The sequence below is a fragment of the Rhodococcus sp. UYP9 genome, assembly GCF_040547235.1.
Classification (GTDB): domain Bacteria; phylum Actinomycetota; class Actinomycetes; order Mycobacteriales; family Mycobacteriaceae; genus Rhodococcoides.
Map to the genome: position 1 here is coordinate 1,244,502 of NZ_JBEPPH010000001.1, position 11,706 is coordinate 1,256,207.

Sequence of the window (11,706 nt, forward strand, 5' to 3'; positions counted from 1 at the left end):
ACCATGCTGTCAGAGCTTGGTCGTCGAGCTTCTGTTTCCACCGTCGAGTTTGGCCCGGTACATCATCGAGTCCGCGATCCGGCCGGCCTTGTTGATGACGGAGGGGCCGTCGACCCACAGGCTCGAGGGCGAGGCGAGGACGCACGCGCCGACGCTGACAGTGATGGGGATGGGGTCGCTGGAATTGTTCGAAGTGTTCACGACGTCGTCGATCCGTTCGTGAACCATGGCGTCCGGTGCGACGAAGACGGCAATGAATTCTTCGCCACCGGTGCGTGCTACGACGCCGTCTTCCTGAAACAGCATCGACAGGCGGTCGGCGACGCGGACGATCACGGCGTCACCGCTGTCATGCCCGTAGTAGTCGTTGACGACTTTGAATCGATCGATATCGACCACGAGGACGGTCAGGCTGAACCCGCGACCGTGACCTCTATGCCACAGTGCTTCGGCTGCATCGTCGAGTCCGCGACGGTTGAGCAGGTTGGTCAAGGGGTCGAGCAGTGAGCGTCGAGCATCACGACCGATGGCGGTCCATGCGATGTGAGCGAGGAGCGGCACCACGGCGGTGGCTGCGAAAATTACCAACGACGTAGCCAGGACGGTAGGGGCGTCCTCGTCGCCGCCGAGAAGGTTGCGCACCGTCATGGCTGCGATGAAGCTGCAGCACAGTGCCAGATGAGCCAGCATCCATTTCTGGCTGACGAAAAAGATGCACAGGCCACCGGTCAATGCGAAGAGACTGCTTCCGACGAGCGCACCGAACGGTGAGTAGAGCATCAGCACCGAGGCGGTTCCGGCATCACCGAAGATGGCATACGCAATGAAGTCCCGCTTGACGGGCAGAGGACCGAAGAACCAACGTAGTGCGACGGCTACCTGCATGAGCAGCACAATCGAGATCCACGCTTGTGCGCCGAATCCGTGCGGGCCACGCGAACTGAACAGCATCAGAATAGATGCGACTGCGTAAAGCGTTGTTGCCGAACCGAAGACGTATTGCAGCGGCTGGTGGAGGCCACGTATGGATCTGTGCCTGCTCGTCCACTCGTAATCGAAGGGCTGGGTGTACCAATCGATCAGTGCGGCCCGGGCGCTGTGTATGGCCGGTCGGCGGTGACTGGTCGGTCGACTCGTTTCCGACTGTCGACCGCTGAACGGCGGTGTCGTGTCGTTCGTTCCGGCCTCCATCCCTAACCCAATCAGTTCGAGATTAGCCGACGAAACCGGCTTTCGGTCTGCTTCGGCGATCAGCGCCCCGAGGCGAGCGTGTTGAGGACTCCGACGATCTCTTCGGCACGGTCGCTCGTGATGGTCAGACGCTGGCCGTTGGCGAAGGTGATGAACGCGGCGGGCCCCTTCTGAACCGCGACGGCGTAGTTTCCTCGGCCCTTGACGCGTAGACCCCATCCGCCGAAGTCACCGAACGGATCGACCTCGCGAATGGACGCCCCGGTCACTTCGTCGATCGAGTAGTCGAAGGCGGCCATGCCGAAACTCCGCACGCCGATCCCTGACTCGTCGACGACCAACTGGTACCGCATCAGAGACAACGGAAGTATCGAGACCGGCACGAATATGGCAATCGGCCACCAGGAGTTCGATACCCAGCAGGTGAATGCGGCGGCTGCGCCGAGAATGACGAACAGGACGATCACGGCGACCGGACCTGCACCGAGGCGTTGGACGATCGGACCGTCGAAGTCGGCTCTCGGGAGGCTTGCCGGCGGCGGTGACGTCGCGGGCGTGCGTTCACGGTAATCGCGTAGGAGCGAGGCTCCCAGAATTCCCACCGCGAACCCGACCAGGGTGCCCAGGCCCAATGCCCAACTGGGCACCTCGGCATCCTCGACCGTGCTGACGTCGAGCTGCCCGGACAGAATGGCCAGCTGCAGAACTGTGATGAGTCCGACGACCGTCGAGCCGATCATCAGCATCGTGCGTCGCATGATCAGGAGCGCGTGGGCCAGTGCTGCGACGGCGCTACATCCGCCGCCGACCAGCACGATGACGATTGCGAGGGTCCAGGCGCTGGTGGTAGGGCTGGTGAAGGCGTCGGGCTCGGTACCGCTCCAGTGCGTCGCGATCTGCTGCGGGAGCCGCGACTTCCATAGGTACGCCGCTACGACGCCGAGTCCGGCGGCGAGTATCGGGACCAGTACGCCGAAGACGACTCCGGCGGGATCGAATGTCCGTACTTTGTCTGTTCGGGCATCCTGCGTTCGTGATGTCATCTCGCGCTCAGCTCGGTTGGCACGCGTCTTTCAGGGTGCACGAGATGCACGAATGTCCGCAGCCGTCTTCGGCGACAGGGACGGGCGCGGCGGCAGCGGCCCGCGCTCCGATGGAACCACCGATACCTGCTGTGACGAATGCTGCGAGCACGCACGCGACGACGGCGACGACGGCAAATGCGCCACTGAGCATCAGGCTGGCAGCGCCGCCGATGAGCAGGAGAAGCGCTGCTGCGGCGTTGGTCGGTCCGGCGACACGGTTGGCCATGACGAACGTCTCGTCGTCGCGCATCGACTCGGGGGTACGCACACCGGCCCAACGATTGCGCGGCAACCGGCCCAGAAGACTGGCGGTGGCGACTGCGCCGACGACGAGAGCGAGCACGAACATCACTACGGACACGATGAGCACAGTGGCCACGATACGTCTCCACGAGGCCGAAGTACCAGTCGGCCCAGCTCACGCCTTAGGCTGGTAGGTGTGACCGATCCAGTTGATACGCCCTCCGAGACCGCACCCGAGTACCGCTACACCGCGGATGTGGCCGGGCGTATCGAGCAGCAGTGGCAAGACCTGTGGGATGAGCAGGGGATCTTCGACGCCCCCAACCCGGTCGGTGCGCTTGCCGGTGACGTACCGAAAGACAAGCTGTTCGTCCAGGACATGTTCCCGTACCCATCGGGCAGTGGGCTGCATGTCGGTCACCCACTCGGCTACATCGCCACGGATGTGTTCGCGCGGTTCCATCGGATGCACGGACGCAACGTTCTGCACGCCCTCGGTTACGACGCCTTCGGGTTGCCTGCCGAGCAGTACGCGGTGCAGACCGGCACGCATCCGCGGTCGACCACCGAAGCCAACATCGCGAACATGCGACGCCAACTGCGGCGCCTCGGCCTCGGCCACGACCGTCGCCGCTCGCTCGCGACGACCGACGTCGACTTCTACCACTGGACGCAGTGGATCTTCCTGCAGATTTTCAACGCCTGGTACGACGTCGATCAGGCGAAGGCGCGTCCGATTTCCGAGCTCGAAGCGTCGTTCGCCGACGGTTCACGCTCGTTGGACGACGGCCGAGACTGGTCCTCGCTGTCGGCGACCGAACGGGCAGGCGTTCTCGATTCGTACCGTCTGGTCTACGAGTCCAACTCGATGGTCAACTGGTGCCCCGGTCTCGGTACGGTGCTGGCCAACGAAGAGGTCACCGCCGACGGCCGAAGTGACCGCGGTAACTTCCCTGTCTTCCGTAAGAACCTGCGCCAGTGGATGATGCGCATCACCGCGTACTCGGATCGACTGATCGACGACCTCGAGTACCTGGATTGGCCCGAGAAGGTCAAGACGATGCAGCGAAACTGGATCGGACGTTCACGCGGAGCCCAGGTGGCATTCGGCACACCGGTCGGTGACGTCGAGGTGTTCACAACGCGTCCGGACACGCTGTTCGGTGCCAGCTACGTGGTGCTCGCGCCCGAACATGAACTGGTCGACGGTTTGACCGCCGCGCAGTGGCCCGCCGACCTCCCGACCTCGTGGACTGGCGGCGCCGGCACCCCGGCCGAGGCAGTTGCGTCCTACCGTGCCGCCATCGCCGCGAAATCCGACCTGGAGCGCCAGGAGAACAAGCAGAAGACCGGTGTGTTCACCGGCTCCTACGCGGTCAACCCTGTTGACGGTCAGCAGGTTCCGGTGTTCATCGCCGACTACGTGCTCACCGGTTACGGCACCGGCGCAATCATGGCCGTTCCCGGTCACGATCAGCGGGACTGGGATTTCGCCACCGCGTTCGACCTGCCGATTCGTGAGGTCATTTCGGGTGGGGACGTCACCGAAGCTGCCTACACCGGCGAGGGTCCGCTGGTGAACTCCGAGTACCTCGACGGCCTCCCGGTCGACGAAGCCAAGGCCACCGTGATCGCCCGTCTGGAAGAAGAAGGCAAGGGCCGCGGCACTATTCAGTACAAGCTCCGTGACTGGCTCTTCGCCCGCCAGCGTTACTGGGGCGAGCCGTTCCCGATCGTCTACGACTCGAACGGCAATGCGCACGCGCTACCGGAATCTGCACTGCCGGTTGAGCTTCCGGAGGTCGAGGACTACGCCCCCGTCTCGTTCGATCCGAACGATGCGGACTCCGAACCGTCGCCGCCGCTGGCCAAGGCCACCGACTGGGTCGAGATAGAACTCGATCTCGGTGACGGCCTGCAGACCTACAGCCGCGACACCAATGTCATGCCGCAGTGGGCAGGAAGCTCGTGGTATCAGCTCCGCTACATCGATCCGACGAACTCCGAGACCTTCGCCGACCCCGAGAACGAAAAGTACTGGGTAGGACCGCGTCCGGAGATCCACGGACCCAACGATCCGGGCGGGGTGGATCTCTACGTCGGTGGCGTCGAGCATGCGGTGCTGCATCTGCTGTACTCGCGCTTCTGGCACAAGGTCCTCTTCGACCTCGGTCATGTCAGTTCGAGCGAGCCGTATCGCCGCCTGTTCAACCAGGGCTACATCCAGGCATACGCATTCACCGACGCGCGCGGAGTCTACGTGCCCGCAGAAGAGGTGGAAGAGCGCGACGGCGGCTGGTTCTACCAGGGCGAACCCGTCAACCGTGAGTACGGAAAGATGGGCAAGAGCCTGAAGAACTCCGTCTCCCCCGACGACATCTTCGCCGAATACGGCGCCGACACCCTGCGTGTCTACGAGATGTCGATGGGCCCGCTGGATACATCACGGCCGTGGGCGACGAAGGACGTCGTCGGTGCGCAGCGATTCCTCCAGCGCGTCTGGCGACTGGTCCTCGACGAGGAAACCGGTGCTGTCCGCGTCACCGACGAGAAGCCGAGCGAGGACACCCTGCGCGTCCTCAACCGGGTGATCGAGGGTGTGGAGGCCGATTACATTGCGCTGCGCGACAATACGGCCGGGGCGAAGCTCATCGAGCTGACCAACCACCTGACCAAGGCGTATCCGGCCGGCGCACCACGCGGAGTGGTCGAGCCGTTGGTGCTGATGCTCGCCCCGATGGCACCGCACTTGTCCGAGGAGCTGTGGAAGCAGCTCGGGCACGATCGTTCTCTCGCGCATGGTCCGTTCCCGCGGGTGGAGAAGAAGTGGCTCGTCGCCGACACTGTCGACTATCCGATCCAGGTCAACGGCAAGGTGCGTAGCCGCATCAGCGTGCCCGCCGATTCCACCAACTCCGACGTCGAGAAGGCTGCCCTCGCGGACGAGAAGATTCTCGCGATCCTCGAGGGCAAAGCTCCGACCAAGGTCATCGTCATCCCGGGCCGGATGGTCAATATCGTCCTGAAGTAGGTCCGCGACCGGTACCTTCCCAGGTGAAGGCCGAGGGTAACAGGGGGCGGCGGTGGGTCTCGCGCGCGATATTCAACTGGTGGTGCCCATTTTTTGGCTGGGTATGGTGGTCGCGATTTCGTTCGTCGAAGCACCGCTCGAGTTCAGAGCACCAGGGGTGACATTGGCGATCGGTCTCGGTATCGGCCGCAAGGTGTTCGCGGCGTTGAATGTCTTCGAGGTCTTACTCGCCGTCGTCCTGTCGATCGCGTGGCTCTACGCGGACGTCGACGGTTGGCTTCTACTCGTGCTCGTCTCGACGATCCTTGTCGTCCAAGTCGTCGTGGTTCGTCCGCCGCTGACCAAGAGGTCGAATCGGGTTCTCGCAGGCGAGGATGTGCCGCGCTCGAAGACTCACTTGATCTACATCGTCCTCGAGGTAGCCAAAGTTCTTCTGCTCATTGCACTGACGGTCGATCTTGTGAGGCAGATCTAGTTTCTTACTCCGGGGTCTCCCCGTCATCGGCGTCGGGAACTAAGTGACACCGACGCCGATGACGTGATTTCGGGTGCGGTCGGAATTTGCTTATTCACCTGAAATGAATGGAAATTCGGTGCGACCGGCTTTATCTGCTGTTTCAGCGCTTACGCTTGGTCAGCAATTCCGTTGACTCTCTGCTCTTTTCGCGCTTCTCTGCGCGACGCTCTTTGATGCTCTGCGCGGGTTTTCGAAGATTTCGTCCCGTTTTCTCAGCCATTGACGCTCCCTTTTCGAAGTGGCAATCACGATCTGACACCGACCATACCCATAAAATAAAATAAAGCCAGTCGCGAGAGTGTTTCGAATTGATAAAACCAATTACGGCGCAGGGATTTTCGCAACGGTAAGCAATATCGTCGAGGTTTCGATCGCCTCGAGCGCATGACTCGAGTCGGGCACGATGATCAAATCTCCGGTCGATCCTTCCCAGGCGTCCTCGCCTGCGGTGAGGCGGACCCGGCCGTGCAGAACGTGGACCGTCGCCTCTCCTGGATTGTTGTGCTCGGCGAGTGTCTGACCGGCGACGAGCGCGATCACCGTTTGCCGGAGGACGTGCTCGTGGCCCCCGAACACGGTGTGAGCAGCGCGACCACTCGAGGCCCGCTCCGCGCTTGCGACCTGTTCGCGGGCCAATGCCGTCAAGGACATCTTCTTCATATCTTTCTCCTTCGTCGAGTGGTATCTCCCGGTTGAGGTTATCGCCGGCCATGGCATCCTCGTGGGCGTGACGACGATGGACACACGCACGCTCCCGATCTACGCGGCCGGTGAGATCGCGATGCCGTATGTCATCGACGGTTGGGACGAGGTAATCACAACCGACACCTGGTTCGAGGAGCATTCGCATCCCACTCACGAGCTGCTGTGGAACGAGTGGGGCGCATCCACCGCGACTATCGGCTCCCGCATCTGGACCATCACCACGACGGTGGGCCTGTGGATTCCGGCGGGGCTGCTGCATTCCGGGTGGTTTCCATCCGGAACTCGGATGCGTACGGCCCAATTTCGAGTGCAGGATGCACCGGCGATCGCACCCGATCCCGTCGGCGTCGATATCACCCCGATGCTTCGGTTGCTGCTCGATCGTCTCAATACCGAGCCGCTGTCGGATTCCTCGCGTGTCACGACGGAGGCGATGGTGCTCGATGTTCTCGCCCCCACAGCCCGGGAACTGCTCATCCGCATACCGGAGTCCGAGCTGCTGGCACCGATCGTGAGCACTGTTCGAGATCGCCCCGACGATTCGACGACGCTCGAGCAGTGGGCCCTTCGACTGAACGTGAGCACTCGAACCATCACACGCGTTTTTCACGCCGAGACCGGCTCGAGCTTCAGGGAGTGGGTCGCGGGTGTCCGGACCCAGCACGCGATGTCCATGCTGGCTCGAGGCGATGCGATCGAGGAAATAGCCGTCGCGGTGGGCTTCCGGTCCGTGAGCGCGTTCGGTGCTTCGTTCCGGAGAGTCAGCGGTATGAGCCCTGGACAGTTTCGAGCCCAGTGATACGGCCACGGTGTGTCCGTTCGGCTACAACGACTGTCCATTTGGCGCGATTGCGTACTTACTGAGGGTGCACTATCTTAGGTGAGGGAATCCTTGCTTAGCCGAGTCGCTGCATAAGCGCTCGGTGTCCGCAGGTTTCCGAAACCTGCACTGCCGCAGGACTATGCGCGACGCCCTGCGTCAGAACCCGAAGGAACTCATGTCCCACGCCTCCCGCTTTTTCGTTCTGTCCGCGGCTGCCGCGCTCACAGTCGGTCTGGCCTCTTGCTCATCCAGCAGCTCCGACGAAACCTCGCCGCCGACCAGCGCGGACTGGACGCCCGTCACCATCGAGCATGCTCTCGGCACGACGAAGATCGAGAGCAAGCCCGAGCGCGTCGCCACCGTCAACTGGGCCAACCAAGAGGTGCCGCTGGCTCTCGGGATCGTGCCGGTCGGCATGGCCGCGGCGAACTTCGGTGACGACGACGGTGACGGCATCCTCCCCTGGGTCAGCAAGAAGCTCGACGAACTCGGCGGCGACGCACCGGTCCTCTTCGACGAGACCGACGGCGTCGACTTCGAAGCAGTTGCCGACACCGAACCCGACGTCATCCTGGCAGCGTATTCCGGTCTGACGCAGGAAGTTTACGATCAGCTCAGCGATATCGCGCCGGTCGTCGCGTACCCGGAAACCGCGTGGGGCACGCCGTGGCGCGACATGATCTCGGTCAGCAGTAAGGCGCTCGGGATGGCAGAGGAAGGCCAGCAGCTGATTGCGGACCTCGACACACAGATCGACGACGCCGTGGCACAGCATCCGGCGATTGCCGGCAAGTCGGCAATGTTCCTCACCCACGTCGATACGACGAATTTGAGCGAGGTCAGCTTCTACACCACGCACGACACGCGCACGAAGTTCTTCGAGGACCTGGGGATGGTGACACCGCCGAGCGTCGCCGCGGCGTCGGCGTCGACCGACAAATTCAGCCTGAAGCAGAGCGCCGAGCAGGCCGATGCGTTCAGCGACGTGGAGATCATCATCACCTACGGCGGCGACGAGCTGGTCAGTGCGCTCGAGGCCGACCCGCTGCTCTCGCAGATGCCTGCAGTGAAGAACGACGCGATCGTCGCACTTCCCAGTGACGGCCCGATCGGCACCGCATCGAATCCGACTCCTCTGTCGATCTCCTGGGTTCTCGAGGATTACCTGGATCTTCTGGATCGAGCAGCTGACTCCGCGCAGTGACGCAGACCCTGACGTCGGAAACAGCACCCGTTCGAAAGCCGGCACTGCTGAAGTCGACCGGACTGATCGTGCTCACCGCAGTGCTCGTGGCGTTGGTTTTCGCCTCGATCACGATCGGTTCACGTGAGGTCGGGTTCGACGACGTCATCGCGGCCCTGGGTGGATCCAAGGAAGGGTTCGACCAGGCCGCGGTGGCCACGAGACTTCCGCGCACGGTGCTGGCCCTCCTGGCCGGTGCAGCGTTGGGTGTCTCCGGTGCGGTCATGCAGGGAGTGACGCGTAATCCGTTGGCGGACCCCGGAATTCTCGGTGTGAATATGGGCGCTTCCCTTGCGGTTGTCAGTGGCATCACGTTCTTCGGTCTCGCTGCGGCGACGAGTTTCGTCTGGGTGGCCATCCTCGGCGCAGCCGTGACTGCGGCGTTCGTCTACGCCATCGGTTCGCTCGGTCGCGGCGGTGCGACGCCGTTGAAGTTGGCGTTGGCCGGTGCCGTCACCTCGGCTGCGCTCATTTCCTTCGTCAGTGCAATTGCGTTGCCGCGCAGCGACTTGGCAGGCGGCATCCGGTCGTGGCAGATCGGCGGCGTCGGCGGTGCGGTCTTCGACAGAATCTGGATGATCCTGCCGTTTCTGCTCGTCGGGTTCGCGATCTCCCTCGCTTCGGCTCGTGGCCTCAACTCGCTGGCACTGGGCGACGAGCTCGCTGCCGGTCTCGGCGAACGCGTCGCCCTCACACGTGGGGCCGCGGCAGCAGGCGCGGTCATTCTGTGTGGGGCAGTCACCGCCGTCACGGGTCCGATCGGTTTTGTGGGGCTGGTGGTTCCGCACGTATGCCGGTTGATCGTTGGCGTCGACCATCGGTGGTTGTTGCCGTATTCGGCTCTCGGCGGGGCGGTGCTTCTGACTGCTGGGGACATCGTCGGACGCATCGTCGCCCGGCCGGCCGAGATCGACGTCGGCATCATCACCGCGCTCGTCGGAGCACCGTTCTTCATCTACATCGTTCGACGCCAGAAGGTATCCGCATTGTGAGCCTCGTAGATCAGACCACCGTAGAGATGGTAGCCCGCGGCCGCAGCAGCCGCTCGACACGTCGCAGAACGACGATGGCAGTGTTGGCACTGTTCATCGTTTTCGGTTTCGCGGTCACCCTGATGGTGGGTCGGACCTTCTATCCACCGGGCGAGGTAGTCCGCGTTCTTTTCGGTCAGGACGTGGCCGGCGCAAGCTATACCGTCGGCCGTCTTCGCCTTCCCCGCGCGGTCCTCGCGATCACTGCCGGCTTGTGCTTCGGCATCGCGGGCGTGACCTTCCAGACGATGCTGCGCAATCCACTCGCCAGTCCCGACATCATCGGAATCAGCGCCGGATCCAGTGCCGCAGCCGCATTCGCGATCGTCACCCTCGGACTCGGTGCGACGCAGGTATCGATTTTCGCCATCGTCAGTGGATTGGCGGTGGCGCTGATGGTCTACGTGCTCTCGTTCAAGGACGGGATCGTTGGTACCCGCTTGATTCTCATCGGTATCGGCATCGCCGCGATGCTCGACAGCGTCACCGCTTACATCCTCTCCCGCGCAGGTCAATGGGATCTGCAGGAGGCGACACGGTGGTTGACGGGCAGTCTCAACGGAACAACGTGGTCTTCCGTCGTACCCGTTCTCGTGGCCATGGCTGTCCTGACGCCAGTGCTGTTGATGCAGAGCCGGAACCTCGCCGTCACGCAGCTCGGTGACGACATGGCTCCTGCGCTCGGCGTGCGGGTCAGTCGAACACGGCTGATCGTCATCGTGGCGGCCGTCGGTCTCATCGCTTTTGCGACGGCGGCGACGGGCCCGATTGCGTTCGTGGCCTTCCTGTCCGGTCCCATAGCCGCGCGGATCGTCGGAGCGGCCGGGTCTCTGTTGATTCCCGCTGCACTCGTCGGTGCGCTGCTTGTTCTCGTGGCAGATTTCGTCGGTCAGTATGGCCTGGGCACCCGCTATCCGGTGGGGATCGTCACCGGTGTCCTCGGTGCGCCGTACCTCATCTACCTCATCATCCGTAGCAACCGCGTCGGAGGCACACTGTGACCACCACCCATTCACTCGAGATCGAGCACCTGACCCTCGGTTACGGGGACCGAACCGTGATCGGCGACCTCGACCTGTCGGTGGCTCCGGGGAAAATCACCTCGATCGTCGGCGCGAACGCCTGCGGCAAATCGACTCTGCTGCGGTCGATGTCGCGGCTGCTGAAGCCGCAGGAAGGGCATGTCCTGCTCGACGGCCGTGACGTGCATCGACTGCCGGCGAAGGCATTGGCCCGCGTCCTCGGTCTGCTCCCACAGTCACCGATCGCTCCCGAGGGCATCACCGTCAGCGATCTCGTCGGCCGTGGACGCCATCCACACCAGGGAATGTTCGCGCGGTGGTCCCATGACGACGACGTCGCAGTCGCTGACGCGCTCGACCTCACCCAGACCGCTGCGTTGGCCGACCGTGCCGTCGACGAGCTGTCCGGTGGTCAGCGCCAACGCGTGTGGATCGCCATGGCCCTCGCGCAACACACGGATCTACTGCTGCTCGACGAGCCGACGACGTTCCTCGACGTCAGCCACCAGGTGGAAGTGCTCGATCTGCTCACCGACCTCAACCGCAGACGTGGCACGACGATCGTGATGGTGCTGCACGATCTGAATCTCGCTGCTCGCTACTCGGATCATCTGATTGCATTGGCGGACGGGCACATTCATGCCTCGGGTAGCCCGAGTGAAGTATTGACGGAGGACTGCGTGCGCACTGTCTTCGGGTTGGACAATCGCATCATCGTCGACCCGACGTCCGGAAAGCCGCTCATGCTTCCCCTGGGTCGGCATCATGTGCAGGCGGCCGCCCAGTCCGTCGGCGCCTAGGTCCTGGGAACGAGG

The 11,706-nt window shown here is 63.1% G+C and carries 11 protein-coding genes; 7 read left to right on the forward strand and 4 right to left on the reverse strand.

What is annotated here, in order from left to right:
- Positions 1-9: 9 nt before the first annotated feature.
- The 3 genes from ABIB36_RS05760 to ABIB36_RS05770 form a co-directional block, all read right to left on the reverse strand.
- Positions 10-951 (reverse strand): GGDEF domain-containing protein, encoded by a 942-nt coding sequence (locus ABIB36_RS05760; protein WP_354560333.1) that lies wholly within the window; start codon positions 949-951, stop codon positions 10-12.
- A 299-nt stretch (positions 952-1,250) separates the two neighbouring features.
- Positions 1,251-2,234, reverse strand: coding sequence for a DUF1648 domain-containing protein (locus ABIB36_RS05765; RefSeq protein WP_084348279.1), 984 nt, complete (start codon positions 2,232-2,234; stop codon positions 1,251-1,253).
- A gap of 7 nt (positions 2,235-2,241) precedes the next feature.
- Positions 2,242-2,646: an SdpI family protein gene (locus ABIB36_RS05770; RefSeq protein ID WP_084348354.1), complete on the reverse strand. Its 405-nt coding sequence runs from the start codon at positions 2,644-2,646 to the stop codon at positions 2,242-2,244.
- A gap of 69 nt (positions 2,647-2,715) precedes the next feature.
- Here ABIB36_RS05770 and leuS point away from each other — a divergent pair, with 69 nt between their 5' ends.
- Both leuS and ABIB36_RS05780 read left to right on the forward strand, forming a co-directional pair.
- Positions 2,716-5,550 carry a leucine--tRNA ligase gene (leuS, locus tag ABIB36_RS05775; protein ID WP_354560331.1) on the forward strand — a complete coding sequence of 945 codons (2,835 nt, stop codon included), beginning with the start codon at positions 2,716-2,718 and terminating at the stop codon, positions 5,548-5,550.
- A 103-nt stretch (positions 5,551-5,653) separates the two neighbouring features.
- Positions 5,654-6,025: a hypothetical protein gene (locus ABIB36_RS05780; protein ID WP_084348355.1), complete on the forward strand. Its 372-nt coding sequence runs from the start codon at positions 5,654-5,656 to the stop codon at positions 6,023-6,025.
- 363 nt (positions 6,026-6,388) lie between these two features.
- On the opposite strand, the gene ABIB36_RS05785 is transcribed toward ABIB36_RS05780, so the two are convergent.
- Complete coding sequence (locus ABIB36_RS05785) at positions 6,389-6,727, reverse strand: cupin domain-containing protein (protein ID WP_269302005.1); 339 nt, start codon at positions 6,725-6,727, stop codon at positions 6,389-6,391.
- 76 nt (positions 6,728-6,803) lie between these two features.
- Here ABIB36_RS05785 and ABIB36_RS05790 point away from each other — a divergent pair, with 76 nt between their 5' ends.
- The 5 genes from ABIB36_RS05790 (at position 6,804) to ABIB36_RS05810 (ending at position 11,691) form a co-directional block, all read left to right on the forward strand.
- Positions 6,804-7,571, forward strand: a complete 768-nt coding sequence (locus tag ABIB36_RS05790) for a helix-turn-helix domain-containing protein (RefSeq protein ID WP_084348357.1) — start codon at positions 6,804-6,806, stop codon at positions 7,569-7,571.
- Positions 7,572-7,770: 199 nt separating this feature from the next.
- Positions 7,771-8,799: an iron-siderophore ABC transporter substrate-binding protein gene (locus ABIB36_RS05795; RefSeq protein WP_354560328.1), complete on the forward strand. Its 1,029-nt coding sequence runs from the start codon at positions 7,771-7,773 to the stop codon at positions 8,797-8,799.
- 44 nt (positions 8,800-8,843) lie between these two features.
- Positions 8,844-9,830 carry a FecCD family ABC transporter permease gene (locus tag ABIB36_RS05800; RefSeq protein ID WP_502944907.1) on the forward strand — a complete coding sequence of 329 codons (987 nt, stop codon included), beginning with the start codon at positions 8,844-8,846 and terminating at the stop codon, positions 9,828-9,830.
- 26 nt (positions 9,831-9,856) lie between these two features.
- Entirely contained in the window at positions 9,857-10,870 is a 1,014-nt protein-coding gene (locus ABIB36_RS05805; RefSeq protein WP_354560605.1) for a FecCD family ABC transporter permease, read from the forward strand.
- A complete protein-coding gene (locus tag ABIB36_RS05810; protein ID WP_354560326.1) occupies positions 10,867-11,691 on the forward strand; it encodes an ABC transporter ATP-binding protein in 825 nt (274 codons plus the stop codon). The genes ABIB36_RS05805 and ABIB36_RS05810 overlap by 4 nt, the downstream gene beginning before the upstream one ends.
- The last annotated feature ends 15 nt before the right edge of the window (positions 11,692-11,706 follow it).